27 protein-coding genes are annotated in these 23,409 nt (G+C 66.5%); 14 read left to right on the plus strand and 13 right to left on the minus strand.

What is annotated here, in order from left to right; genetic code table 11:
• Positions 1 to 8: 8 nt before the first annotated feature.
• Positions 9 to 773 carry a PHP-associated domain-containing protein gene (locus ACSC1S_RS03715; RefSeq protein ID WP_435363209.1) on the minus strand — a complete coding sequence of 255 codons (765 nt, stop codon included), beginning with the start codon at positions 771 to 773 and terminating at the stop codon, positions 9 to 11.
• A 171-nt stretch (positions 774 to 944) separates the two neighbouring features.
• Here ACSC1S_RS03715 and ACSC1S_RS03720 point away from each other — a divergent pair, with 171 nt between their 5' ends.
• Entirely contained in the window at positions 945 to 1,241 is a 297-nt protein-coding gene (locus ACSC1S_RS03720) for a DUF7565 family protein (protein ID WP_435317516.1), read from the plus strand.
• A gap of 157 nt (positions 1,242 to 1,398) precedes the next feature.
• Here the strand turns inward: ACSC1S_RS03720 and ACSC1S_RS03725 are convergent, their stop codons facing one another.
• From ACSC1S_RS03725 to ACSC1S_RS03745, 5 genes are all read right to left on the minus strand, one after another.
• Positions 1,399 to 1,836 (minus strand): transcription elongation factor Spt5, encoded by a 438-nt coding sequence (locus ACSC1S_RS03725; protein WP_435363210.1) that lies wholly within the window; start codon positions 1,834 to 1,836, stop codon positions 1,399 to 1,401.
• A 2-nt stretch (positions 1,837 to 1,838) separates the two neighbouring features.
• Positions 1,839 to 2,006, minus strand: coding sequence for a protein translocase SEC61 complex subunit gamma (locus ACSC1S_RS03730; RefSeq protein WP_261650476.1), 168 nt, complete (start codon positions 2,004 to 2,006; stop codon positions 1,839 to 1,841).
• 195 nt (positions 2,007 to 2,201) lie between these two features.
• Entirely contained in the window at positions 2,202 to 3,374 is a 1,173-nt protein-coding gene (ftsZ, locus tag ACSC1S_RS03735; RefSeq protein WP_435317519.1) for a cell division protein FtsZ, read from the minus strand.
• 134 nt (positions 3,375 to 3,508) lie between these two features.
• Positions 3,509 to 4,819, minus strand: a complete 1,311-nt coding sequence (locus ACSC1S_RS03740; RefSeq protein WP_435363211.1) for a D-aminoacyl-tRNA deacylase — start codon at positions 4,817 to 4,819, stop codon at positions 3,509 to 3,511.
• Between the two features lie 54 nt (positions 4,820 to 4,873).
• Entirely contained in the window at positions 4,874 to 6,283 is a 1,410-nt protein-coding gene (locus ACSC1S_RS03745; protein WP_435363212.1) for a sodium/calcium exchanger protein, read from the minus strand.
• 168 nt (positions 6,284 to 6,451) lie between these two features.
• On the opposite strand from ACSC1S_RS03745, the gene ACSC1S_RS03750 reads away from it, so the two are divergent.
• The 6 genes from ACSC1S_RS03750 (at position 6,452) to ACSC1S_RS03775 (ending at position 12,011) form a co-directional block, all read left to right on the plus strand.
• Positions 6,452 to 7,291, plus strand: coding sequence for a universal stress protein (locus ACSC1S_RS03750; RefSeq protein WP_435363213.1), 840 nt, complete (start codon positions 6,452 to 6,454; stop codon positions 7,289 to 7,291).
• A gap of 136 nt (positions 7,292 to 7,427) precedes the next feature.
• Positions 7,428 to 8,243 (plus strand): shikimate dehydrogenase, encoded by an 816-nt coding sequence (locus ACSC1S_RS03755; RefSeq protein ID WP_435363214.1) that lies wholly within the window; start codon positions 7,428 to 7,430, stop codon positions 8,241 to 8,243.
• Positions 8,244 to 8,278: 35 nt separating this feature from the next.
• Positions 8,279 to 8,929 carry a helix-hairpin-helix domain-containing protein gene (locus tag ACSC1S_RS03760; protein WP_435363215.1) on the plus strand — a complete coding sequence of 217 codons (651 nt, stop codon included), beginning with the start codon at positions 8,279 to 8,281 and terminating at the stop codon, positions 8,927 to 8,929.
• A 46-nt stretch (positions 8,930 to 8,975) separates the two neighbouring features.
• Positions 8,976 to 10,496 carry an aminodeoxychorismate synthase, component I gene (pabB, locus tag ACSC1S_RS03765; RefSeq protein WP_435363216.1) on the plus strand — a complete coding sequence of 507 codons (1,521 nt, stop codon included), beginning with the start codon at positions 8,976 to 8,978 and terminating at the stop codon, positions 10,494 to 10,496.
• Positions 10,489 to 11,112 carry an anthranilate synthase component II gene (locus ACSC1S_RS03770; RefSeq protein ID WP_435363217.1) on the plus strand — a complete coding sequence of 208 codons (624 nt, stop codon included), beginning with the start codon at positions 10,489 to 10,491 and terminating at the stop codon, positions 11,110 to 11,112. The genes pabB and ACSC1S_RS03770 overlap by 8 nt, the downstream gene beginning before the upstream one ends.
• On the plus strand, positions 11,097 to 12,011 hold the full coding sequence (locus ACSC1S_RS03775) for an aminotransferase class IV (RefSeq protein WP_435363218.1): 915 nt from the start codon (positions 11,097 to 11,099) through the stop codon (positions 12,009 to 12,011). Before ACSC1S_RS03770 ends, ACSC1S_RS03775 begins: the two co-directional genes overlap by 16 nt.
• Positions 12,012 to 12,126: 115 nt before the next feature.
• On the opposite strand, the gene ACSC1S_RS03780 is transcribed toward ACSC1S_RS03775, so the two are convergent.
• Positions 12,127 to 13,182 carry a saccharopine dehydrogenase family protein gene (locus tag ACSC1S_RS03780; protein WP_435363219.1) on the minus strand — a complete coding sequence of 352 codons (1,056 nt, stop codon included), beginning with the start codon at positions 13,180 to 13,182 and terminating at the stop codon, positions 12,127 to 12,129.
• Positions 13,183 to 13,274: 92 nt separating this feature from the next.
• On the opposite strand from ACSC1S_RS03780, the gene ACSC1S_RS03785 reads away from it, so the two are divergent.
• Positions 13,275 to 13,694, plus strand: a complete 420-nt coding sequence (locus ACSC1S_RS03785; protein WP_435363220.1) for a Rieske (2Fe-2S) protein — start codon at positions 13,275 to 13,277, stop codon at positions 13,692 to 13,694.
• Positions 13,695 to 13,715: 21 nt separating this feature from the next.
• Here the strand turns inward: ACSC1S_RS03785 and ACSC1S_RS03790 are convergent, their stop codons facing one another.
• A complete protein-coding gene (locus ACSC1S_RS03790) occupies positions 13,716 to 14,006 on the minus strand; it encodes a transcriptional regulator (RefSeq protein WP_435317532.1) in 291 nt (96 codons plus the stop codon).
• A gap of 60 nt (positions 14,007 to 14,066) precedes the next feature.
• On the opposite strand from ACSC1S_RS03790, the gene ACSC1S_RS03795 reads away from it, so the two are divergent.
• Together ACSC1S_RS03795 and ACSC1S_RS03800 are read left to right on the plus strand one after the other, a co-directional pair.
• A complete protein-coding gene (locus tag ACSC1S_RS03795) occupies positions 14,067 to 15,425 on the plus strand; it encodes a hypothetical protein (protein ID WP_435363221.1) in 1,359 nt (452 codons plus the stop codon).
• Positions 15,426 to 15,465: 40 nt separating this feature from the next.
• Positions 15,466 to 16,434: a nucleotidyltransferase family protein gene (locus tag ACSC1S_RS03800; RefSeq protein ID WP_435363222.1), complete on the plus strand. Its 969-nt coding sequence runs from the start codon at positions 15,466 to 15,468 to the stop codon at positions 16,432 to 16,434.
• Between the two features lie 22 nt (positions 16,435 to 16,456).
• Here the strand turns inward: ACSC1S_RS03800 and ACSC1S_RS03805 are convergent, their stop codons facing one another.
• The 5 genes from ACSC1S_RS03805 to ACSC1S_RS03825 form a co-directional block, all read right to left on the minus strand.
• Positions 16,457 to 16,708: a hypothetical protein gene (locus ACSC1S_RS03805; protein WP_435363223.1), complete on the minus strand. Its 252-nt coding sequence runs from the start codon at positions 16,706 to 16,708 to the stop codon at positions 16,457 to 16,459.
• 378 nt (positions 16,709 to 17,086) lie between these two features.
• Positions 17,087 to 18,001: a dihydrodipicolinate synthase family protein gene (locus ACSC1S_RS03810; protein WP_435363224.1), complete on the minus strand. Its 915-nt coding sequence runs from the start codon at positions 17,999 to 18,001 to the stop codon at positions 17,087 to 17,089.
• A gap of 27 nt (positions 18,002 to 18,028) precedes the next feature.
• Complete coding sequence (locus ACSC1S_RS03815) at positions 18,029 to 18,679, minus strand: TVP38/TMEM64 family protein (RefSeq protein WP_435363225.1); 651 nt, start codon at positions 18,677 to 18,679, stop codon at positions 18,029 to 18,031.
• Between the two features lie 90 nt (positions 18,680 to 18,769).
• Entirely contained in the window at positions 18,770 to 18,964 is a 195-nt protein-coding gene (locus ACSC1S_RS03820) for a hypothetical protein (RefSeq protein WP_435317538.1), read from the minus strand.
• Between the two features lie 161 nt (positions 18,965 to 19,125).
• A complete protein-coding gene (locus tag ACSC1S_RS03825; RefSeq protein WP_435363226.1) occupies positions 19,126 to 20,370 on the minus strand; it encodes an HAD family hydrolase in 1,245 nt (414 codons plus the stop codon).
• A 198-nt stretch (positions 20,371 to 20,568) separates the two neighbouring features.
• Here ACSC1S_RS03825 and ACSC1S_RS03830 point away from each other — a divergent pair, with 198 nt between their 5' ends.
• From ACSC1S_RS03830 to ACSC1S_RS03845, 4 genes are all read left to right on the plus strand, one after another.
• A complete protein-coding gene (locus ACSC1S_RS03830) occupies positions 20,569 to 21,636 on the plus strand; it encodes a glucose 1-dehydrogenase (RefSeq protein WP_435363227.1) in 1,068 nt (355 codons plus the stop codon).
• Complete coding sequence (gene gfcR, locus ACSC1S_RS03835) at positions 21,633 to 22,277, plus strand: transcriptional regulator GfcR (RefSeq protein WP_435363228.1); 645 nt, start codon at positions 21,633 to 21,635, stop codon at positions 22,275 to 22,277. Before ACSC1S_RS03830 ends, gfcR begins: the two co-directional genes overlap by 4 nt.
• 57 nt (positions 22,278 to 22,334) lie before the next feature.
• Positions 22,335 to 22,676, plus strand: coding sequence for a glutaredoxin family protein (locus tag ACSC1S_RS03840; RefSeq protein WP_435363229.1), 342 nt, complete (start codon positions 22,335 to 22,337; stop codon positions 22,674 to 22,676).
• Positions 22,677 to 22,795: 119 nt separating this feature from the next.
• Positions 22,796 to 23,377, plus strand: a complete 582-nt coding sequence (locus tag ACSC1S_RS03845; protein ID WP_435363230.1) for a DUF7110 family protein — start codon at positions 22,796 to 22,798, stop codon at positions 23,375 to 23,377.
• Positions 23,378 to 23,409 lie beyond the last annotated feature (32 nt).

The raw sequence follows: 23,409 nt of genomic DNA on the forward strand, positions 1-23,409 counted from the left end.
GGAGAGAATCAGTACACTGCAACGTCGTCGAATCGACCCTCGTACGCGATGTGACGCGGGTGGGTCGGCTCGGTCCCCTGCAGGAACAGCCGGTCCATCTTCGACCAGGAGTTCTCGTAGCCGAGATGGGCGAACTCGACCACACAGCGGAGCTGATGGCGGAGCCCGCGCTCGCGGCGAACCTGCCGAGCAACCCCGTCCTTGAGCGCGGAGACCAGGGCCGCTTCCGTGTCGAGTACCTGGTCGAACTCGGTCCACACCTCGCCGATGGACTGGCTGAGGTGGGCGTACGACGACCCGAACGGTGCCCACCCGTCACGCTCGACTATCCCACGAGCACGGTCGGCCCACTTCAGCAGGAGCTTCGGGTTGTACGCCTCGACAGCGTCGATCTCGTCACCCCACGTCTGCAGTTCGTGCTCGTCGAGGCTCACGTTCAGGAACTCGGGATGGGGGGCGAGTACCGCGGCGTCCTGGCGCGTCAGTTCGGCCATCGCCCCGTCGATGGTGATGAAGTCGGGGACGGGCTCGTCCAGCCCGATTGCGAGGACGTGCCGGCGATCCCGCCAGTCACCGGTGAATATCTCGCGGGCCGGGACCACGAGCAACTCGTCGTCGCTGTACGCCTCTGCCCGTCGGCGAATCTCCGGCAGGCGGACGAAGTGCGGTGCGTACACCAGCACGTCCAGCCCCCGCGACTTCGCGCGCTCGACGACCCCGTCGTCGAGCACCTTGACGTGCATGTCCACCCGCGACCCCTCGCTATCGCTCACACTCAGTGCTATCGTCAGGACGAGTTTAGTGGTTCCGTTTCGCGTTCGCACTGTCGGCTGTCTCATCTCGCACGGGTTCGCCACACCGGGATGGCGAACACCGGTCCGAACAGACAGCCGACAGTGCCAGGACAACAATGAAATAGCCGACCTCCGTAGTTTCGCCAACTGATGCCGTGGGAATGCCGAATCGACGAGTGCAACACGACGTACCAGACCGTCGAGGACCTCATCGTTCACCAGAGCACCGAGCACGAACGGCAGGAGTGCAAGGTCTGTGGCGTCGTCGTCCCGGACGGCTACCTGGCCATCCGGCACGCGTTCAACGAACACTCGCGTGCCGAGTACGTCCGGGCCTACGGCGCGAGCTCGGAGGAGGTCAGAGAGCGCGAAGAGATCAAAGACCTCGTCGAAGAGAGCGCCGACCTGCAGGCGGTGGTCGACCGGCTCGGCGGCTCACCCGCGTAGACTGGTTTCTTCGGAATCGGTGCGGACGTTCTGAAACGCGTCAGCGCGCGTTCGGGGCGCTATCGCTCTTCTCTCACGGGGCTCCGCCCCGTTCGGGTGTCCGAGGAACTATCGCTCGTCGCTGTCTCGCGGCGATGCCGCTCGACTGTTCGAAGAGCTATCGCTCGTCGCTGTCCAGCACCCGGATCTGGTCACCACGCACGGTGACCGGAATCGGGACCGTCGCCTCGTACAGCTCGACGGTGACCTGGTCTTTGCCCTCGTCGATGCGCTGGACCTGCGCCTTCTCGCCCTTGAACGGGCCGGCGATGAGTTCGACGATGTCGCCCTCCGCGATGCCCTCGACGTCCGGCTTCGGGGAGAGGAAGTGCTCGACTTCGGAGATGTCGGACTCCCCCGGGATGACGCTGCGAGCGTGCGGGATGTCCTCAAGCACGCGCTCGATGATGTTGTAGTCGTCTGCTTCGACCATCACGTAACTCGTCAGCGAATCGGGGGCGAGCGCTGCGTGGATGGTGGACTCTTCACGGTTCATGATCATGTCCGCGACCGTTCGCTCCTGGCTCGCGGTGGTTTTGACGGCGTATATCGGCATTGTTAGGCTGGTACGAACTGCATCACGAGGGCGATGAGAAAGCCCATCAGGCCGACGAAGAGGATGCCGGCCCCGGCGATTTTGGCGATTTGCGAGAATTCATCCCACGAGGGTGTGCTCGCCATCTTGAGCACGCGAACGTAGGAGGTGAGGTCCTTGGGAACTTCCATGCCCGGGGCTTTGTCATCAGTGCTTTTCTATCTATTGATGCGCGCTATCGCCGCCGATGCCGCCCTACGCCCCGGAACCGGGGGTGCTGGACCCGTGACACGTCGGACACTTCCGGCGAGTGCGGTGCCGTCGCTGTGGCGACCGAATTCCAGAGAGAAGACGATGGACGTGACCGCCTGTCGGTCCGGCGCGGACTATTCGACGAAGTCGATGTCCTGCTGGACGTCCTGGGATTGCTGGGCCTGCTGGGTCTGCTGGGCCTGGCCCTCGTTGGTGTTGCCGTAGATCTGCGGGGAGTCGACGCCGGTGACGACGATCATGGTGCGCATGCTGCCGTCGAGGGTCTCGTCGATGGAGGTCCCCCAGATGATGCGGGCGTCGGGGTCGATGCGGTCGTATATCTCCTCGACGACGCCCTCGGCCTCCTCGATGCTCATGTCCGAGCCACCGGTGACGTTGACCAGCGCCGAGGAGGCACCGGAGATGTCCACGTCGAGCAGCGGCGAGCGGAGTGCAGCCTTCACGGAGTCCGTCGACTTCGCGTCGGAGTCGGACTCGCCGAGGCCGATCATGGCGACGCCGCCGCGCTCCATGACGGTGCGAACGTCGGCGAAGTCCAGGTTGACGAGGCCGGGCTTCGTGATGAGTTCGGTGATGCCCTTGACCGAGCGCATGAGGACCTCGTCGGAGACCTTGAACGCCTGGCGGACCGGCAGTTTGCCGACGGAGTCGAGCAGGCGGTCGTTCGGTACGACGATGACCGTGTCGCTCACGTCACGGAGGCGTTCGAGGCCGGCTTCGGCGTTGGTCCGGCGGACCTCGCCCTCGGCGGTGAACGGCGTGGTGACGATGGCGATGGTGAGCGCGCCCGCCTCGCGGGCGGCCTTGGCGACGACCGGCGCGGAGCCGGTCCCCGTGCCACCGCCGAGGCCGGCGGTGACGAACACCATGTCCGAGCCCTCGATGGACTCGTAGATCTCGCCTTGCGATTCGAGGGCGGCTTCCTCACCGACCTGTGGGAGCGACCCTGCACCGCGCCCGCCGGTCTTCTGCTCGCCCATGAGGATCTTCGTGTCCGCGTCGATCTCGACGAGGTGTTGCACGTCGGTGTTCGCGGCGACGAGCTTCGCACCGTGGATGCCCTCCTCGTGCATCCGGTTGATCGTGTTCCCGCCCGCACCACCGCACCCGACCACGGTGATGTTGGTCTGGAGCTCCTGTAGTACGTCCTCGAGCTCGTCGTCGGTCATCTTGCCGGTGCGCTTCGGCTCGGAGTCCTGTGGAACTCCACCGGAGCGCTGGGCGGAGTCTCGCTCCTGGGACCCGCCTTCGGCCTCGTCGATAGCGTCTTCAACGATCGAATCCATCCTTAGCACCCATTATTTTATCGAGGTTAATTACCTTTCCCCCACTGTCCGACGGTCGTCAGACGTTTCGGCGCTCACGTCGTGATAGATGCGATTCCGGGCATATCCCTGCGACGCGGTGCGTGTTTTATAACTCAGACCGGGAAGCGTTCGATTCGCTCCGAAGACACGTCGTCTGGCGTGATAGTACGCCCGTCGACCTCGACCGGCTGTCCCCCGGCGAGTTGGCCGAACTTCGGTCCCTCCGGCACGCCGGCCTCGTGCGCCAGTTCGGGGTCGAAGCTGTGCGAGCGCGCGACGACCTCGGCGTCCTCGCGCCGCACTTCGTCGTACTTCTCCGAGATGACGTCGACCAGGGCTGCGACGAAGGCGTCGTACTCCCCTGGCGAGACGGCCGCGCGGCCGTCGACGCGGCTCCCACTCTGTATCGTCTCGTAGGCGACGAGGGATTCCGCCGCGGCGGCGAGGACGGCCTCGCGGTCGGTTCCCTGTGCCGCGTCGAGCAGGGCCGCCGGCAGCTCGCGAACCTCCCAGTCCTCGCTGACGGACCCGAACCGGAGCCCGTCCGAAACCGGACAGAGTCGCTCCTCGAGTGCGGCGACCGTGTCGAGGTCCTGCTCGTCGACCGCGCGGAGCCACGTCTCGCTGACGACCCGGTACCCGAGGTCCGCGACGACGGCTTCGAGGGTCGGCCGGTCGCCCTCGACCAGCGCGTACTCGGCTCCGCTCTGGACGAACGCCTGGTCGATGACCGTCCGATGTTCCTCGGGGTGGCCCATCGCGTCGAGGCCCCAGTCCGCCGCGATGTGGCCCACCGCCCACGCGGTCTCCCGGACGACCCGCTCGAACCGGGGGACGTAGTGGCCGCCGCCGAACCCGACGACGGTGCGCTCCCGGTGTGGCTCAGCGTCTTCGATATCGAGGATGGCCTGTGCGACGGCTCGGGCGCCCTCGGGGTCGTCCCACTGTTCCTCGTTGCTCCCCAGCTCGACGAACATCGAGGGGACGCCGACCCTGCTCGGGCCGTGGTGGGTACACTCCATGCCGACCTCGTACTCCTCGGGCGCGTGCTCCGTGAAGGCATCGAGGAGTTCGGCCTGGGCGTTCGGACACGCCTCGGCGAGGCTGTCGTCCTCCCCGCCGAACTCTGCCGGGCCGAAGTTCCCGGTGAAGTGGGCGGTGAGGAGCGCTCCGGTGTCGCCCGAGTGCCGCGAGGCGAACACGAGCATGTCGGGGTCGTCGAAGGCGGCCGCCACGTCGTCGAGGTCGAGATGCAGGTCGTCGAACTCGCGGAGTTCGAACCCGCCGGTCCGGTAGACGGTGCCACCGCCCTCCCCGTCGGGACGGCTCGGGTCGTCGGTCGACTCCCAGTCGGCGAGGTCGAACAGGTGGGACCCGATGTGTGTCGACGCGGAGTCCGCACGGCTCACGACTATCGCGATCACGGACGAGCGTTAGCGAAGCAAAAACAAGTGGGTATCGGGTCCGGTCGAGCGTCGTCAGTCCGAGTGCTCGGCGACGGGGGCGTCACCACCCATCGACTCCCTGGCGCGGTTCGCGGTCTGCTGGAAGGTCCGCGCGAGATCATCGCGACGCCGCCAGAACATGACGAGTGCGATGACCACGTAGAGAGCGGTGTAGCCGTAGAGGATGTCCATGCTGAGTGCCTCCGCCTCGGGCCCCGACATCGTCAGGATGATGGCGGACTCGGCGGCGACCTGCGAGACGAACAGGACCAGCAAGAGCACGGCCTCTCTGACGCTGATCTCGAAGTTCGTGATGATGGCGATGGCGAAGAGGCTCTGTGCGGCCGTGATCCAGATCTCGGCTGCCTGCTTGTCGTCGAAGGGGAGCGTCCCGACCTCACCGAGGGCGATGCTGTAGACGATAGCGAGGGTCCCGATGAGGAGGGTCCACTGGTTGAGCTTCGAGGAGATGAGGGCGTTGAACCCGGCGGTCGACCGCGCCTTGTTCACGAGATAGGCGACGACGATGAGTTCCGGGCTCTCGGAGGCGAGCGGTGCGACCCACTGGATCATGAAGAACGGCGGGGCACCGAGGTCCTTCCCGATGAGTTCCAGCCCGTGTGCGAACGGGTGGACGGCGGTGTAGATGATGAGGCCGGAGTAGAGGAACAGCGAGATGGACGAGAGCGAACGGAACGCGAAGGGCAGTTCCTGGAGGTACGCCGGGACACCGACCTGTTCCTCGTGTTCCTCGACGTCGCCCCGGATGATGATGATGATGTAGGCGATGTAGAGGCCGAGGAGGATGATGGTGTCTGCGATGCCGATACCGCCGTTCAGCGGCACGAGGAACGCGAAGAGGGTCGCGCCGAGCAGGAAGACGATTTCGAGGCCGAGGTCACGGTCCAGCGAGACGGTGTTCGCGAGGAAGCCGTCCTTCTTGTTGACGGCGGGGTCCGTGTACGAGGCGGCCCGGTAGACGGTGAACAGGGCGATGCCGGACCAGCCGAGGCCGATGAGGATGCGGTTCGCACCCGTCATGTTCGCGACCGCGAGGTTCGCGTCGTGACAGGCCGCGGCAACTGGCGTCACGCCGTTCTCTATCTGCTGTTTCGTGAACTGGGTACACGCTTCGGCGGTCGCGCCGCCGTCACCAGCACCGAAGGCGTAGAGGGCGTCGACGGCGTACTCGGGGGCGACCGCGAGCACGGCGAGCACGGCGATGGCGAACGCCCGCGGCACGTCTTTCTCTGCCGTCTCGGCACCCCACGCGAGCATGAAGGACGCGCCGAGGACCGAGAGACCACTTACCGCGACTGTCAAGAGCGAGGAGAACCCGAACGCGTCGGGACCACCCAACAGCACCACACCCACCCACGGTGCTGTGAGCAGGGCGGCGAAGACGAGGGCGGAAAGGGGATGCTTGAGTCGTTGCCTACGCATACTGGAACCGTTCGTAATGGCGCAGGTAATGCTTGTGGTTTTGCGAGGCCGGTCCTGTCAGGCGGTCCGCGGCCGGTTCCACCGTCTCCCACCACGGTCTTCTCCGGTGATTCGACCCGAGTCTGCGTATTGCTTTTGTACGCTGTTCGCCAATATCTACCAGGGAACATGTTCGAGCAAGTCGTCATCGCAGTCGATGGAAGCGAGTGTGCGACCCGTGCCGCCAGGGCCGGAATCGCGCTTGCAGGGACGTACAGCGGTCGAGTCACGGCCGTCGCCGCCGCGCACGAGGAACTCGACGAGGGAACCGCACGGGAAATCCTCGGTGAGGTCGAGGAACTGGGGGCAGACGCCGGTGTACCGGTCGAGGCGCACGTCATCGCCGACCGCCCATCGGTGGCCATCGTCGACCTCGCGAATCGGGTCGACGCGGGGCTCATCGTCATCGGGCGACACGGAAACAGCGGCATCAGGGACCGGCTCTTCGGGAGCGTGACCAACCGCGTCCTCAGGACGGCCGAACGTCACGTACTCACGGTCCCGGGCGAGGGGCCCATCGCGGACTACGAGACGGTGCTACTGCCGACCGACAAGAGCAAGGCGGCACGCGAGGCCGTCGCTCCCGCTGCCGACCTCGCCGACCGGTACGACGCGGCCCTGCACCTCCTCACGGTGATCGACGTTCGCAGCGAGGCCGGCCCGTTCAGTGCCGGCGGTGTCGACCAGGAGTACGTCGACAGCCTGCTCGCCGACGAACTGACCGACCTCGAAACGCTGGCCGACGAGTACGCCACCTTCGCCGGCGACGGCGTCAGCTTCGAGCTGGCGACGCGCTCGGGCACCCCGAGTACGGGTATCGCCGAGTACGTCGACGAACAGGGGGTCGACCTGGTCGTGATGGCGTCGACAGGCGAGTCGAGCCTCGCGGGCCAGTTGCTCGGCAGCACCACCGACCGCGTTCTCAGACTCGTCGACGTGCCGGTGCTGGTCGTCCACCTCGACCGCTGATACTGTGTATTGTCGCTGGTTACCGCTGGTTCCCCACCACGTTCCGGCGAACCAGCGGGAACGACCGACGATAGACAGTATGAGAACGTTGCAGGCGACGGACGACTTTTCACGCCCGGATGCATCGGCTCCGCGTATGCAGGTATTCGGACTCGTGGGGAACCCCGTCGGGCACTCGCTGTCGCCGCCGATGCACGAGGCGGCCTACGAGGTCCACGACATGAACGCGCGGTACGTGACGTTCGAACCCGCCCCCGACCAGCTCGCGACCGCCATCGAGGGGGCCGAGGCGCTCGGCATCAGCGGGCTGAACGTCACGATTCCGTTCAAGCAGGACGTGCTCTCGCTCGTCGACCCCGACGAGATGGCCGCGCGAATCGGCGCGGTGAACACCATCGATTTCTCGGGCACACAACCGACCGGGCACAACACCGACGCTGACGGTGCCCGCCGCGCCCTCGAAGAGCAGGGCGACGCGACGCTCGACGGGGCGACCGCTGTCGTGGTCGGGGCGGGCGGCGCAGGACGCGCCATCGCCTTCGCGCTCGCCGACGCCGGCAGCACGGTCCACATCGTGAACCGGACGGTCGAGCGGGCGACGAGCCTCGCCGCGGAGGTCCCGGAGGCAAGTGGGGACGGGCTCGACGCCCTCCCCGAACTCGTCCCCGACGCCGACGTCCTCGTCAACGCGACCAGTGTCGGCATGGAGGTGGACGTCTCACCGGTCCCGGCCGAGACGCTCCACGGGGACCTCGTGGTCCTCGATGCGGTGTACAAGCCGCTGGAGACTCGGCTGCTCCGGGATGCCGCCGAGTGCGGCGCGACGACAGTCGACGGGGCGTGGATGCTCCTCTACCAGGGAGCCATCGCGTTCGAACTCTGGACCGGGCGCGACGCACCCATCGACGAGATGAACGAAGCGCTGCGAACCCGCTTGCGAGGCGACAGGTAGCGGGTTTAAGTGCCGTCACCCGATACTCCCCTGTAATGGCACTGCTCAAGAAGTTGAAGTCGCTGCTGGGGTTGGACGACGACTCGCAGCCGCGGTCCTCACGCGACGTAGGCGTGACCGTGGAGAAAGAGCGGCGGGAGCCCTCGACGGCGGCCGAGACGACGAGTACCGAGGCGGCAGCTGCAGAACCCGAGACGGCCGAGGCAGAGACCGCGGCGGAAGCCGACGTCTCGGAGTCGATCGACGAAGCCGAACCCGAGACGGCGGAAGCCGAGACGGCGGAACCCGAGCCCGAGCCCGAACCCGAGACGGGCGAGGCAGAGGCAGAACCCGAGACGGCGGAACCCGAGCCCGAAGAGACGGCACCCGAACCCGAGGAGACGGCACCCGAACCCGAGGAGACGGCACCCGACGCAGAGGCAGAACCCGAATCCGAGGAGAGTGAGGACGCTGAATCCGACGCGCCGGAGGCCGAACCGGAGCCCGAGCCGGAACCCGAGGAACCGTCGGAGCCGACCGACGATATCAAGGGCATCGGTCCGGCGTACGCCGAGCGACTCTCAGACGCCGGCATCGAGACGGTCGCCGACCTCGCCGACGTGGATCCGGAGGCCGTCGCCGAGGAGACCGACATCTCCGCGACCCGCATCGGAGAATGGGTAAAGCGGGCCAGGGCGCGACGGTAGTACCGAAACCGCAACACGGTTACGTTCCGTTCTCTTTCCTCAGGACATGACCGACCCCCACGTCGTGACCAGCCGCGAGGCGTTCGCCTCGACGGCGGCGGACGCTCCGCCGGGGGCACGCGTTCCGGTCGAGGTTCAAGTTCGCGTCGCCGACCCGTTCGATGCCTATCGACGGGCCCGCGAGGACGAGGACTGGAACGCGTACGTGGAGACCACCGGCGGCCAGCCCGGCTGGGGCTACTTCGCGGTCGACCCCGTCGACGCGATGACCGTCTCGGCCGATGCGACGGTACGTTCGACGGACTCGCGACCAGCCCAGTCACCGACGCTCGCCGCGTTACAGGGACTCCTCGACGGCGAGACGCTCGTCCGCGGGGACTGTGACGTTCCCTACCCGTGCGGTGCCATCGGGTGGCTCTCGTACGACGTCGCCCGGGAACTCGAAACCCTCCCGGAATCAGCCGTCGACGACCGACAACTCCCGCACCTGCAAGTCGGGGTGTACGACCGCATCGCCGCCTGGGAGGAACCCCGCGATGGCGAGGAGACGACGCTCCGGATCACCGCCTGTCCGAGCGTGGCCACAGACGACGACCTCGACAACGTCTACGAGCGCGGTCGCGAGCATGCACTCGACCTCGCGACCCGCGCGACGACCGGCGACCCCAGTTTCGGCGACCCGCCGGTCGACCAGGCCGACGCGACGTTCCAGAGCGACTGCGGCCGCGAGGCCTACGCCGACCGGGTCCGCCGGGTGAAGGAGTACGTCCACGCCGGCGACACCTTCCAGGCGAACGTCTCACAGCGGCTCGTCGCCCCGGCCGCGGTCCACCCGGTCGCGGCCTACGACGCGCTCCGGACGGTGAACCCCGCGCCGTACTCCGGCCTGTTCGAGTTCCCCCAGATCGACCTCGTCAGCGCCAGCCCGGAGCTCCTGCTCGACCGCGACGGTGAGTCCGTCCGGACCGAACCAATCGCCGGTACGCGCCCCCGAGGACACTCACCAGAGGAGGACGACGACCTCGCGGCCGACCTGACCAGCGACGAGAAAGAGCGGGCGGAACACGCGATGCTGGTCGACCTCGAGCGCAACGACCTCGGGAAGGTCTGTGCGTTCGGGTCGGTCGAGGTCGCGGAGTACCGTCGGGTCGACCGCTACTCCGAGGTGATGCACCTCGTCTCGAACGTGACCGGTGACCTCCGGGACGACGCGACGCTGGCGGACGCTATCGCCGGGGTGTTCCCCGGGGGTACCATCACCGGCGCGCCGAAGCCCCGGACGATGGAGATCATCGACGAACTCGAATCGACCCGTCGGGGCCCCTACACGGGGAGCATGGGTCTGTTCGGGTTCGACGACCGCGCCACGCTCAACATCGTCATCCGGACGCTCGTCCGCTCGGGCGACGAGTACCACCTGCGCGTCGGCGCGGGTATCGTCCACGATTCGGTACCCGAACGAGAATACGAGGAGACGCTGGACAAGGCGCGCGCACTCGTCACCGCGGTCGACGAGGCACTGGGCGACCGCGCGGGCCTGACCGTCGAGGGGGCAGACGATGACTGAGATACTCGTCGTCGACAACTACGACTCGTTCGTCTACAACCTCGTCCAGTACGTCGGCGAGCTGGCCGACAGCGTCGTCGTCCGCCGGAACGACGCCATCGACGTGGCCGGAATCAAGGAACTGGACCCGGACGGCATCGTCGTCTCACCCGGGCCCGGAACCCCTGCGGACGCGGGCGTCTCCATCCCAGTGTTCCGCGACCTCGCGTACCCGACGCTCGGGGTGTGTCTGGGCCACCAGGCGCTCTGTGCGGCCAACGGCGCGCCGGTTGTCCACGCCCCCGACGTGGTCCACGGTAAGCCCTCGGTCATCACCCACGACGGCCAGGGCATCTTCGCCGACGTGCCCGACCGGATTCGCGTCGGACGCTACCACTCGCTGGCGGTCGAGCGCGCGGACCTTCCAGACTCCCTCGTCGAGACGGCCGCGACCGACGACGAACGCGACGTGCTGATGGCGGTTCGCCACCGCGAGAAACCGCACGTGGGCGTGCAGTTCCACCCCGAGAGCATCCTCACGGGCGACGTGAGCGAACCGGCCGCCGGCGCGCACCTGTCGCTCCGCATCGGCAAGCGACTCGTTGCGACCTTCATCGACCAATGCGATACCACGTAGACGGCGAACTGGTTCCGGCCGAGGACGCGAGCGTCAGCGTCCGCGACCGGGGATTCCAGTACGGTGACGCAGCGTTCGAGACGATGCGGGCCTACGGCGGTGACGTGTTCGAGTGGGAAGCGCACGCGAACCGGTTGCGCCGCTCGTGCGACGCGCTCGGCTTCGACCACGGCTTTTCGGACGACGAGCTTCGCGCTCGCATCGACGAGACGCTCGACGCGAACGACCTCGAAGACGCCTACGTCAAGCTCTCGGTGACTCGTGGCATCCAGCCCGGGACACTCTCGCCGAAGCCCGAAGTCGACCCGACAGTCGTCATCATCGTCAAACCCCTCTCCAGAGGTGGCAAAGGAACCGATCCAGTCTGGGACGGTCCCGCCGTCGTCCAGACGACGAAGACGCGCAAGCCGCCGGCGAACGCGCTGCCGCCCCAGGCGAAGACCCACAACTACCTGAACGGCATCCTTGCCCGGAACGAGCTTATCGAAGGTGCCGACGAAGCCCTGCTCCGCGACCAGGAGGGCAACGTCTGCGAGGGCGCGACGAGCAACCTCTTCTTCGTGAACGAGCACGGCCTGCACACTCCCAGTGCAGAGCTACCGCTCCTGCCGGGCATCACCCGCAAGGTCGTGCTCGACCTCGCCGAGGAGGAAGGCATCCCGGTGTGGCAGGACCGCTACGCACTGGTGGACGTGCGGACGGCCGACGAGGCGTTCCTGACGAACTCGACGTGGGAGCTTCGGCCGGTGGCGACGGTCGACGGGCTGGACGTGGGCGGTGGCCCCGTCACCGACCTGCTCCGGAGCAAGTTCGCCGCGCTCGTGGAGGGTCGCCACTACGGCGGTGAGCGACTGGATTCGGAACCCCCGGAGTCCCAGGGTGTCGAGGACAGGGACTAGCGAACAGGCGACGCGAATCGAGACCACGCGCGGGGGCGTCGCACAACCGCGGACCGGCGCGTGGCGGGTCAGTGCACACCGACGCTGGCCGCGGTTTCCTATTTGAATGCTCGCGCTACGTCCCGCCCACGTCGACCCGTTCGACCCCGTCGACTTCGAGGACGAGGTCCTTCCCGTAGGCGGTCGAGGGGGTCTGGTACCCGGTTTTCAGGTCGCCATCGAGTGCGCGCTTCGTGGTGAGTAGCGCCGTGTCGCGGGTCAGCGCGTAGCCGTTCGGCGTCTCCAGCCGGGAGACGACCGTCTTCTCGCCGTCGGTCGCCTCGCCCCATATCTCGCCGCGGCCCTCCCGGAGCTGCTCGTCGTCGGGGCCCTTCACCCGGCGGTTCACCAGCCACTTCAGGAGCTTCTGGGCGGGACCGGTGCCGAGGACGGGCGCGAGTTTCCGGAACTTCCGGAGCCGGTTGATGGTCTTCGGGTGGGTCTCGGAGTACACCTGGACGTTCGGGATGCCCGTCGAATGGTAGGCGGTGAACACGTCGCCCCAGGGGATGGTCATCGCGCTCCGCTCGCCGTAGCTGAACTCGATCTCGCGGTCGTGATAGGCCTGCGGGACGTTCACGATTTCGCCGTCTTCCCTGACGACGCCGCCCTCGGCGATGTTCTCGACCATCGTCATCGCGGTCCCACGGGACATGCCGCCGAGGCCGCCGAGGGCGAGCGAGAGGTCGGTCGCGCTGGGCAGGCGGTCGTGGAGGTGCGCGGCGAGGCAGTCCGAGGGAACCACGTCGAAGCCGACGCCGGGGAGGAGCATCACGCCGGCTGCTTCCGCGTCGTCGCCCCGTTCGGCGATATCGCGGAACACGTGCCACTCGCCGGTGATGTCGAGGTAGTGCGTTCCAGTTTCGATACAGCCCTCGACGATGGGGTCGGCGGTGTGGGCGAACGGGCCGGCACAGTTCAGCACCACCTCGACGCCTTCGAGGTAGTCCGCGACGGTCCGGGGATTCTTCGCCTCGAAGACGCGCGAGCGACAGCCGAGAGATTCGGCCTGGTCGTGGACCTTCTCGGCGGTTCGGCCCGCGAGGATGGGGTCGAGGCCGTCGACGGTGGCCTGCTGGGCGATGAGTCGCCCGGTGTAGCCGTAAGAGCCGTAGATGAGCAGGTCGGACATAGGTGACACACCTCACGCGGGGGACAAAAACATGCGTGAACCCGCTGCCACGACCGTGGCGTTCAAATCGGTCCGCGCGTAACCGCCACTGCATGGACGCGGACAGTCGTGTGACGACGGTCTCGGAGGTCCCCGAGGACGGGACCTTCCTGTTCACCGTGATGGAGGGGTTCGACGAGCGCGAGGTCGTCCTCACGAAACTCACCGACGGCACCGTCGAGGCCTACCTGAACTACTGTCAGCACTGGACCGACGTGCGACTCGACAAGGGCTCGGGCGGCACCGTCAGGGACGACGAACTGGTGTGTACGAGACACGCCGCGACCTTCCGCAAGGACGATGGGGTCTGTACCCACGGCCCCTGCGAGGGCGCGGTACTCGAGACGGTGGACGTGACCGTCGAGGAGGGTGCGGTCTACCTGACGGACGACGACTACCGGTTCGACCACGTCGGACAGGCCAGCGATATCGACCTGTCCTCCGGTGGGCGAATCGGCTTCGACGGGCCCTGAAAAAGGCGTTCGCGACGGCTGTTACTGTACGACGAACGCCGGTTCTTCCAGCGATTCGCTCTTGCACTCCGGACAGCGTGAGGGACGGTTCAGGAGGTCGTCGAAGTCCGTGAACCCGCATTCCCGACACTCCGGCGGTGCCACGAGCAGTTCCTCCTCGGCGTTGTCGAGCGACCGGGAGATGTGTTCGACGTGTCGAAGGGCGGTGCCGGCTGTCACCTCGAACTCCGTGGCGAGCGCACTCGGGGTCGAGGCACCCTCGCGAAGTCTGTCGGTGATGCGCTGGCGGGTGGTTTCGTCGGCCTGGCGCATGGGCGTGAGTCGGACCCACACAGGTAAATCTCTTGTTCCCACCGCGGATAGGAGTCGAGGATGCGACGGCGGACCTACCTGGCGGTCGTCGGAAGCGCGGCGAGCACCGCGAGCGGGCTGGCCGGGTGTCTGGGCGCGCGAGGAAGCGAGACAGCGGACGGGACGCCGACCGCGGCCCGGGCGAGCACGTCCCCGACAGACGCGCCGGCTCGAACGACCGTCCCCGCCGACGAGGACACACCAGTCGCGTACACGTATGGTCGACCGACGAGCAACCGCGTCACTGCGGGTGCCGGCGCAGTCCACGCGGTCGACCCGGTCGACGTCGACCTGGGGGGCGTCCCGCAGTGGCTCCTTGCCCTCCCCGACTCGAAGTGGCACGGCTCGGGCACGCTCTGGGTCGCGGTCCTGGGCGACGGGACGGTCGAGAGCGTCCGAACCGTGGGCCGTGACGTCGAACCGGGGCCCTCGTTCCGTGCGCTCTCACGGGCAAGTCCGGTCGCGCTCGTCGGTGAGACTGGCGACTCGACCGGTGACACGCCTCGATTGCTCGCACCCACTGGGTCCGAATCACCGCTCTCACACCCGGTCTTGGTCGATGGCACACTGGTCCGGGTCGGCGGGTCCGGCGACCTGCTCGTCGGCGACAGCCGTCTCGACATCGAGGCACTTCCCGACAGCCGTGTGACCGTCGACCCGGATTCCGGTCGGGCCGTCGTCCTCGCCGGCGCGACCGACCGATACGCCCACGGCGCACTCGGCGACGATATCGAGGCCAGTCGGGTCGTGGTCGTCGACGTGGCGAGTGCGACGGTCGAGACGACCATCGACGTCTCGCCGGCGGTCGTCGAGGGTCTCGCACCCATCCTCGCGGACCTCACCGGCGACGGGGAGCGTGCGATCGTCGTCACCGAGACGGACGCCGAGTCGGGTGCCCGACTGGTCGCCTACGACATGGCTGGCTCGCTGGTCGCCCGTGGCCCCGCCATCGGGTCGGGCTTTCGCTGGCGGCACCAGCTCGCGGTCGCCCCGTTCGCGCCCGATGGCGAGCTGGAACTCGCGGTCACGAAGACACCCCACATCGGCGGCACGGTCGAGTTCTATCGCCGACGCGGCGACCGACTGGACATCGTCGCGACGCGGGAGACGTACTCCTCGCACGCCCTCGGCTCCCGGAATCTCGATATGGCTCGGGCTGGCGACTTCGACGGCGACGGTCGGCTCGAACTCGTCGTGCCGACACAGGACCGACGTCGGCTCTGTGGATTGCATCGCATCGATGACACACCCGGCGTCACAGCCGCGTGGTGTCGGCGTGTTGACGGGGAGATAGCGACGAATCTGGCAGCTCCAGCGGCCGGGACGCTCGAACTCGCTGTGGGCCGGGCGGACGGCGTACTCCGTATCTGGCCGACATGAAAGACAAAGACCTTAGTGGAGGCTGCAGAACGCGCGAGTAATGAAAGCCGTTGTTCTCGCTGGCGGGTATGCAACTCGACTGTGGCCCATCACGAAACATCGCCCCAAGATGTTCCTCCCCGTCGGTGACTCGACCGTCATCGACCAGATATTCGCGGAGCTGGAAAACGACGACCGCATCGACGAGGTGTTCGTGAGCACGAACGAGAAGTTCGCGCCCGAGTTCGAGGAGCACCTCGCCGAGACCGACTTCGAGAAGCCCACCCTCTCCGTCGAGGACACCTCGGAGGAGGACGAGAAGTTCGGCGTCATCGGCGCGCTCGCCCAGCTCGTCGACCGCGAGGGTGTCGACGAGGACCTCGTCGTCATCGCCGGTGACAACCTCATCAGCTTCGACGTCTCCGAGTTCGTCGACTTCTTCGAGGCACAGGATTCGCCGTGTCTCGCGGCCTACGACGTGGGCTCGAAGGAACTCGCGAAGTCCTACGGCCTCGTCGAGCTCGACGGGAAGCGAATCGTCGACTTCCAGGAGAAGCCCGACGACCCCAAGAGCACGCTGGTCTCCATCGCCTGCTACGCCTTCACCCGCGACACCGTCGGCCTGCTGGAGGAGTACCTCGAGGGAGACAACAACCCGGACGAGCCCGGCTGGTTCATCCAGTGGCTCCAGAACCGCGAGCCGACGTACGCCTTCACCTTCGAGGGCGCGTGGTTCGACATCGGAACCCCCGACTCCTACCTCGACGCGGTCGCGTGGTACCTCGGCGGCGAGAACTACGTCGCGGAGTCGGCCGAAATCGCCAACACGACCCTCGGCGAGAACGTCCACGTGATGGAGGGTGCAGAGATCACGGACAGCCACATCGAGGGGTCGGTCATCTTCCCGAACGCGACCATCGCGGACTCGGACATCCGCAACTCCATCATCGACGAGAACACGCACCTCGACAACCTCGACCTCGCCGGCGCGCTCATCGGCGCACACACCCACATCACGAACGGGAACTGAGTCGGTTCGGTTCTCTACTCGACTACTCACCGCGGTCGCGCTCCCAGTCCGGGGGCGGGTCCCGGACGGTCTCGCTCTCTTTCGCGACGATACGCAGGTAGATCGCGAGGACGCTCCCCATGATGACGACGCCGCCGACCAGCAGGTAGACGATGAGCGTCCCGGTCTCGTTCAGTGCGAGCGTCGAGAGCAGGAGCACCAGGAGCAAGCCGAGGCCGACGATGACCGCGATGGCCTTCCGGAACGAGAGGAGGTGGTCGATGAGGTCGCTCATGTGAGACGGGTCTGTGGGAGGGGAATTGACTGTTTTGGGTGCCGTTCGCTGGCGCTGTCGAGACGGGGATCGGTAGTCGCTCCGGATTGCAGGGCGGGAATCGTACTATCGATGTTGGGGACCACGAGCAGCTGACTCGCGCTGGTGGCGATGGAGACCGCACCCGCACCGTGACCACACCGCACCACACCCTCCCCAGCCGACTCCAGTGCTCGTTCCGCTTCACTACGGTTCGCTCCACTGTGCGCTTCGTCCCTCGCGCGGCTCCGACTCGCGACTTCGCATTGCGAGGCGACAGAGTCGCCTCGTGCTCAGCACGCTCCTCGGCGCGCGCCAGAGAGAAAGAAAGGGAATCGAGAAATTGGCTGGACGACCGCCTTACAGCAGGCCCAGTTCTTCGAGGTCCGCCTCCAGCGCGGCGGTGTCCTCGGCGTCCATCGTGGTGAGGGGGTCGCGCAGGTCGCCCGCATCGAAGCCGCGCAGCGAGAGCGCGGTCTTGACGCCGGCCATGTACGGGCCGCGCTTGAGGGCGTCGCGGATGTCGTACACCTGGCTCTGGAGTTCGCGGGCGCGGGCTTCGTCGCCCTCGTCGTAGGCGTCGAACAGGTCGACGACGACCTCGGGGAAGACGTTCGCGACGGCCGAGACCATCCCGCTACAGCCGACCTCGAGGCCGGGGAACAGCAGGGAGTCCGACCCGGAGAGGAACGTGAGTTCGGGGTGGGCGTCGATGGCCTGTCCGAGCCACGGAACGTTCTTGCTGGAGTCTTTGATGCCGACGAGGTTGTCGATGGTTGCGAGTTCGTCGACGGTGTCCAGCGAGAGGCTGTTGCCGGTCTTCGAGGGGATGTGGTAGACGTACACCGGGAGGTCGGTGGCGGCACAGACGCGGCGGTAGTGTCGGAGCGCGGCGTCGTGGTCGAGCGGGAAGTAGTACGGCGTGACGACGACGAGGCCGTCGGCACCGGCCTGTTCGGCGGCCTCGGCGCGTCGAATCGTCTGGTGGGTGCTGGGCGTGCCGACGCCGGCGATGACGGGGACCTCGCCGCCGACCGCGTTGACGACGGCCTCGATGGCCCGGTCGCTCTCCTCGCCGCCGAGCATCGGGCCCTCGCCGTTGGTCCCGAGCGGGAACACGCCGTGGGCACCGCCGTCGACGACGTACTCCGCGTGGGCCGCCGTCTGCTCGTAGTCGACCGATTCGTCCTCGTTGAATACCGTAATCGTCGGCGGGACGACCCCGTGGATGTCGAGCGGGTCGTCGCTGCCGGATGTGGGTGCGTGGCTGACCATGTGGCTAACAAATTACACGGAATCGAGTTAATTGTTGCTGTGCTCGTTCCATCGACCGCGGACCGTGCGGGCGAGCGGACGGGCGACCAGCACGACTGCGAGGACGCCGAACACCGCCAGCAGTCGCAGGTCGACGGGTGCCGTGCCGGTTGCGGCGCGGGCGGACTGGACGATGACCATATACATGAGCACCCAGGGGGTGATACCGATGGCCGTCCCGAGCGCGAAGGAACCCGTGGGGACGTTCGAGAGGCCGGCTCCGTAGGAGACTACGTCCGCGGGGGTGGGCGTGAGCCGGATGGCGATCATCCCGCGGAGGTCACCGGTCGCATCGAACGCATCGGCCCCGAGCTGCCTGAACCGCCCGAGGAGTGCGGAGTCGCCGTCGTAGCGCTTCGCGAGCAGGTACGGTGGCATGGAGGTGAACACGGTCCCGACGATGGCGATGGGGAACCCGAGCCAGCCAAAGCGGAGCAGGATTATCAGCGAGAACAGGCTCACCGGGAGCGCGAGGAACGGCCTGACGAGGTAGGCGACGACCAGCGCGAGGAGGAAGACGTAGTCGTTCTCGACGGCCGCGACCAGCCCGGAGACGTCGCCTTCGAGGAGGGTTCGCCCGACGATGGCGGCGCTCACCAGCGCGAGGACGACGAGGACCGAGCGGCGCGAAGCTCGCATCTACCCTGATTCAAGGGTAGGAATCACTTGACGGTTGCGAGATGGGGAGAGACGAACTGTTCCATCACTCCGTTCGTCGAGCTGCCGGGGTCACTCGCTGTCGCTATCGCCGGCGGTGTTCCCGGTGAGGACACCGTAGAGGAACCCGAGGACGACCACGACGAAGCCGCCTTTGACGAGGCTGTCCGCGAGCGGGGACTGGGGAGGGAGCCCGGTCTGCTGGATGATGAGGGCCTGGATGGCGAGGATACCGCCGGTGAGGATGGCTGCGATGCCGAGGAGCATGGGTCGAACACCTGCGAGTCGCGTCGTGGTGGAGGGACTGGTATCACTCATTGTATTGTCTGTGTGACGTTGAATCGACGGTTCCGGTGGACGATAAATCAGTCTTCTGCTCGCGCGAAAAGAGCGCCCCAGAGCGGGCAGGAGATCTCCGAGAACCCAACCTATGACAGCCCAGCCAGCCGGTTCAGCGCGTAGACGGTCCGCAGCATCTCCGCCGACTTCCCGCGGTCGAAGACGAGTTCGTCGGTCGAGAGCACGAAGTCGAGCACGTCGCTGGAGGAGTGTTCGGGCGCCGCGCCGATGCCGGAATCCGTCTCGGCGGCCCAGCGCATCACCCGCAGGTCGGACTTCGAGTCGCCCATCACGAGCGCGAAGGGGTCCTCGACGCCGAGCACGTCGAGGGCGGCCTCGACGCCGGCGACCTTGTCGAGTTCGAGGCTGGTGACCTCGGCCGCGTCGGCCTCGTAGTAGGCCACGTCGATGCGCTCGAACGTATCGCGCACCGCGTCGGGCATCGCGTCGAGGTCCACGTCGGGGAAGCCGCCCTCACGTTCGAGGACGCCGCGAATCTCGGGGTCGGCCTTCGCGTAGTACCGGCGGGACCAGTTGGCGGTCGCCTCGGGGTCGGTGTCGGTCGCGCGCGCCACCGCCTCGCCGACGAGGTCGAGCTGGTAGACGAGCGCCTCGTCGATTATCTCGCGCGACCGCTTGCTCCCGGTCTCGAAGTTCGGCTTGAGGGTGACGTTGAACTCGTTACCCTGCAGGTGACAGCCGTGGCGAATGCTCTCGGGTGCGTCGGTGAGGACGCGGGCGCGCACGTCGTCGAACACGTCCCTGACCGATTCATCGAGGTCCTCGTAGAGGAGTTGTTTCGTATCTGCGCCGTGGCCGGGCGTGAATACGCCGTTGCCGGCCTCGTAGACGATGCTCAGGTCACCCGAGTGGACGACCTCGCTCCCGAGGCCCTGTATCATGAAGCCCTTGACGTTCTCTAAGGTTTGCCCCGTGCAGATGACGATGGGGACGCCGTCCTCGTGGAACTCGGTCAGCAAGTGGAGCGTCTCGCGGGGAATCTCGTTGTCGGTGTTCCCGGCCGAACGCAGCGTCTCGTCGACGTCGAGCACGAGGACGTTCACGGCGCGGCCGTACTTCGAGTAGAGGTCGAGCGCGGTGAACGCCTGGTCGCGGGTGGCGCGCGCGGCCACCTCGGCGAAGGTCTCGCCGGCGGCGAACGCCTCACGGACCTCCGCCTTTCGGTCCTCGAGTTCGTCGCTCGCGTCCTGCCAGTGTTCGAGGGCGACGCGGGAATCCACCGGGGGAAACACGTCGACGAACTCCTGGTAATCGCGCAAGGTCGCGGTGTCGAAATCGTCGTACAGCTGGTAGAGCAGGTCGTATTGTTCCATGAGTATAGGGTGCTTCGAAGGGCACGGATAAAACGGTGGATGCTGGCACGGGATGTGGCTGCAGACACCTGCTGTGCGCGGTTGGGGGTGTGTTGGGGGGCACCTGCCGAGTTGCGAGTCAGGTGGCATCCACCGTCACTTCAGATGTTTACTCGCAAGAGAATAAATCTTTTGTCGGTGGGGGTTCTCGTACTCTGTATGCAAGCAGTCGCAGTTCGACGGGGCGAGACCGAACCCGTCGTCATCGAGAAACCACGGCCGGAGCCAGGTCCAGGCGAAGCGCTCGTCCGGACGCTCAGGGTCGGCATCGACGGCACGGACCACGAAGTGCTCAGCGGCGGGCACGGCGGCTTCCCGGCCGACGACGACCACCTCGTCATCGGCCACGAGGCCGTCGGCGTGGTCGAGGACCCGAACGGCACCGACCTCGAGGTCGGTGATGTGGTCGTTCCGACGGTCCGACGCGCGCCCAACGGCCCGAACGAGTACTTCGAGCGCGGCGAGCCGGACATGGCTCCCGACGGCCAGTACTTCGAGCGCGGTATCGTCGGCGCGCACGGGTTCATGAGCGAGTACTTCACCAGTCCCGCGGAGTACCTCGTGTCCCTGCCGCGAGAGATGACCGACCTCGGTTTCCTGGTCGAGCCGGTCAGCATCTCCGAGAAGGCGTTCGAGCACGCGTTCGCGTCTCGCTCCGCCTTCGAGTGGAACCCGGAGTCCGCGATGGTGCTCGGAAACGGCAGCCTCGGCCTGCTCACGCTCGCCATGCTCGAAGCCAGCGACGGGTTCGAGCGAACCTACTGTCTCGGCCGCCGCGACCGACCGGACCCGACCATCGATATCATCGAGAAACTGGGCGGCACCTACGTCGACTCGCGCGAGACGCCGGTCTCTGCGGTCCCCGGCGCGCACGAGTCGATGGACTTCGTCTACGAGGCGACCGGGTACGCGCCCCACGCGTTCGATACCATCGAGGCGCTCGCGCCCAACGGTGTCGGCGCGCTGCTCGGCGTGCCGACCGACTGGGAGTTCGAGATCGACGGTGGCAGACTCCACCGTGAGTTCGTCCTCCACAACAAGGCGCTCATCGGGAGCGTCAACTCCCACGTCGGCCACTTCGAGGCCGCTGTCGACCGCCTCCAGGACCTCCCCGAGTGGTTCTTCGACGAACTCGTCACCGGTGTGTACGGTCTGGATGACCTCGACGCGGCCTTTGCGGACGACGACAGCACTATAAAAACTGCCATCGAATTCGACCGTATATGAAGAACGTCGACGACCTCATCGAGAGTGCCGCCGAGCTCGCAGAGCGTGGCCTGTCGAAGGGCGAGATCGCAGACGAACTGAACGTCTCCCGAGAGACCGCCTCCTGGCTGGTCGAGCGCTCGGGCAGTGCCCCCTCCCAGGCCGACAGCGAGACGGTAAAGACGAGCGGCGGGACCCACGACATCCACGTCGACTGGTCCGCCATCGGCCGCGACAGCTTCCGCCTCGAAGCCGTCACCTCCGCGATGGCCGACCTCCTCGCCAAGCAGGGCGACGAGGTCGACCTCACCATCGGCATCGAGAAGGCGGGTGCGCCCATCGCCACCCACATCGCGCGTGAACTCGACACCGACCTCGCGTCCTACGCGCCGCGCAAGCACCAGTGGGACGAGGGCGACCTCGAAGACCTCGGTGGGTCGTTCTCCCGGAACTTCGCACAGATTCGCGGGCGCGACTGCTACGTGGTCGACGACACCATCACGAGCGGCACGACCATGACCGAGACCATCGAAGCCATCCGCGAGCAGGGTGGCAACCCGGTCGCGGCCTGCGTCCTCGTGGACAAGCAGGGACTCGACGAGGTCGAGGGCGTCCCCATCTACTCGCTCCTCCAGGTCATCACCGTCGGCAGCGACGACTGAGCTGATTCCGAAGCGACCGACGCAACTTCTTTCCGCGCCGGTTCCCTACCCCGCTACATGACGTTCGACCCCAACCAGAGTCTTCCCCAGGAGGAAGTCGACGAGACCGTGCGCGAGACCATCGAGAACAACGACGTCGTGCTGTTCATGAAGGGCACGGAGGTCATGCCCCAGTGTGGCTACTCCGACCGCGCGCTCGGGCTCATCCGACAGTACCGCGACGACTACGAGACCGTCGACGTGCTCCAGTCGCTCGAGGAGTTCCGGGCCGCCCTCTCGGAGTACTCCGGCTGGGAGACCATCCCGCAGACGTTCGTGAACGGCGAGTTCGTCGGTGGGAGCGACGTGCTCGCAGAACTCGAGGAGCGCGGGGAACTCGAAGAAACACTGACCAACTGAAGCGAACCCAGAGTTTTCCCGATTCCTGATTGAAATAAACAGCAGGTCATTTAAACTCTACGCCCCTACGTACGGGCAAGCGGTTGGCTATTCGACGCGCCGTGATACCCCCCTTCACTATGTCAGCAGAAAACTCCGGCCAAGTATTCCGGTTGCATTCCACACTGGAACTGCCGCTCGAGACAGTTCGGGACTTCCTGAACAGCGATCCAGAAATGCCCGACGGCATCGAATCCGTCGACCTGACCCGCCGTAACAACACCCTCATTCTCAAGGCTATTGCATCCGACAACAGCCTGAGCAAGTACACCCCGACGGCGCAGCTGAAAGCGAGCGTCACGGAGAACCGGGTGTACGAGGAGGACCCCGACGAGCGACGCGGACCGCGCTGGGGCGAGGAAGAAGAAGAAGAGGAGATACCGTCCGAACTCGTCGAGTTCGCCGCGTTCAAGGGCGACCGCGAGACGGTACTCCAGAACTCGCTCCTCCAGTACGAGATGTTCAAGGTCCTCTGCGATATCGCACGCGAAGCAGAGAAGGGCACCTTGACGGCCATCACGGCCCTCGACGACGAGCTCGAAGCGACGCGCATCGTCGACGGCGAGGACCGTCCCGCGACCATCGAAGTCGTGGAAGGTCGAAACGAGAGCAAGGCAGCGAGCAACGGCGTGAACTGGCGCGACAACAAGTTCATCAGCTGAACCTTCTCACGAGCGTTTGCGTGCGTCGGCAG

It is taken from the genome of Haloarchaeobius pelagicus (genome assembly GCF_051207375.1).
Lineage (GTDB): Archaea > Halobacteriota > Halobacteria > Halobacteriales > Natrialbaceae > Haloarchaeobius.

Bases quoted from the DNA above. Each gene is read 5' to 3' on its own strand.
- ACSC1S_RS03780 (WP_435363219.1), bottom strand. From the start codon at position 13,182: ATGTCCGACCTGCTCATCTACGGCTCTTACGGCTACACCGGGCGACTC.
- ACSC1S_RS03760 (WP_435363215.1), top strand. From the start codon at position 8,279: ATGGCACTGCTCAAGAAGTTGAAGTCGCTGCTGGGGTTGGACGACGAC.
- ACSC1S_RS03745 (WP_435363212.1), bottom strand. From the start codon at position 6,283: ATGCGTAGGCAACGACTCAAGCATCCCCTTTCCGCCCTCGTCTTCGCC.
- ACSC1S_RS03810 (WP_435363224.1), bottom strand. From the start codon at position 18,001: ATGGTCAGCCACGCACCCACATCCGGCAGCGACGACCCGCTCGACATC.
- ACSC1S_RS03795 (WP_435363221.1), top strand. From the start codon at position 14,067: ATGCGACGGCGGACCTACCTGGCGGTCGTCGGAAGCGCGGCGAGCACC.
- pabB (WP_435363216.1), top strand. From the start codon at position 8,976: ATGACCGACCCCCACGTCGTGACCAGCCGCGAGGCGTTCGCCTCGACG.
- ACSC1S_RS03785 (WP_435363220.1), top strand. From the start codon at position 13,275: ATGGACGCGGACAGTCGTGTGACGACGGTCTCGGAGGTCCCCGAGGAC.
- ACSC1S_RS03815 (WP_435363225.1), bottom strand. From the start codon at position 18,679: ATGCGAGCTTCGCGCCGCTCGGTCCTCGTCGTCCTCGCGCTGGTGAGC.
- gfcR (WP_435363228.1), top strand. From the start codon at position 21,633: ATGAAGAACGTCGACGACCTCATCGAGAGTGCCGCCGAGCTCGCAGAG.
- ftsZ (WP_435317519.1), bottom strand. From the start codon at position 3,374: ATGGATTCGATCGTTGAAGACGCTATCGACGAGGCCGAAGGCGGGTCC.
- ACSC1S_RS03840 (WP_435363229.1), top strand. From the start codon at position 22,335: ATGACGTTCGACCCCAACCAGAGTCTTCCCCAGGAGGAAGTCGACGAG.
- ACSC1S_RS03725 (WP_435363210.1), bottom strand. From the start codon at position 1,836: ATGCCGATATACGCCGTCAAAACCACCGCGAGCCAGGAGCGAACGGTC.
- ACSC1S_RS03820 (WP_435317538.1), bottom strand. From the start codon at position 18,964: ATGCTCCTCGGCATCGCAGCCATCCTCACCGGCGGTATCCTCGCCATC.
- ACSC1S_RS03825 (WP_435363226.1), bottom strand. From the start codon at position 20,370: ATGGAACAATACGACCTGCTCTACCAGCTGTACGACGATTTCGACACC.
- ACSC1S_RS03720 (WP_435317516.1), top strand. From the start codon at position 945: ATGCCGTGGGAATGCCGAATCGACGAGTGCAACACGACGTACCAGACC.
- ACSC1S_RS03830 (WP_435363227.1), top strand. From the start codon at position 20,569: ATGCAAGCAGTCGCAGTTCGACGGGGCGAGACCGAACCCGTCGTCATC.
- ACSC1S_RS03805 (WP_435363223.1), bottom strand. From the start codon at position 16,708: ATGAGCGACCTCATCGACCACCTCCTCTCGTTCCGGAAGGCCATCGCG.
- ACSC1S_RS03755 (WP_435363214.1), top strand. From the start codon at position 7,428: ATGCAGGTATTCGGACTCGTGGGGAACCCCGTCGGGCACTCGCTGTCG.
- ACSC1S_RS03845 (WP_435363230.1), top strand. From the start codon at position 22,796: ATGTCAGCAGAAAACTCCGGCCAAGTATTCCGGTTGCATTCCACACTG.
- ACSC1S_RS03770 (WP_435363217.1), top strand. From the start codon at position 10,489: ATGACTGAGATACTCGTCGTCGACAACTACGACTCGTTCGTCTACAAC.
- ACSC1S_RS03800 (WP_435363222.1), top strand. From the start codon at position 15,466: ATGAAAGCCGTTGTTCTCGCTGGCGGGTATGCAACTCGACTGTGGCCC.
- ACSC1S_RS03730 (WP_261650476.1), bottom strand. From the start codon at position 2,006: ATGGAAGTTCCCAAGGACCTCACCTCCTACGTTCGCGTGCTCAAGATG.
- ACSC1S_RS03775 (WP_435363218.1), top strand. From the start codon at position 11,097: ATGCGATACCACGTAGACGGCGAACTGGTTCCGGCCGAGGACGCGAGC.
- ACSC1S_RS03750 (WP_435363213.1), top strand. From the start codon at position 6,452: ATGTTCGAGCAAGTCGTCATCGCAGTCGATGGAAGCGAGTGTGCGACC.
- ACSC1S_RS03790 (WP_435317532.1), bottom strand. From the start codon at position 14,006: ATGCGCCAGGCCGACGAAACCACCCGCCAGCGCATCACCGACAGACTT.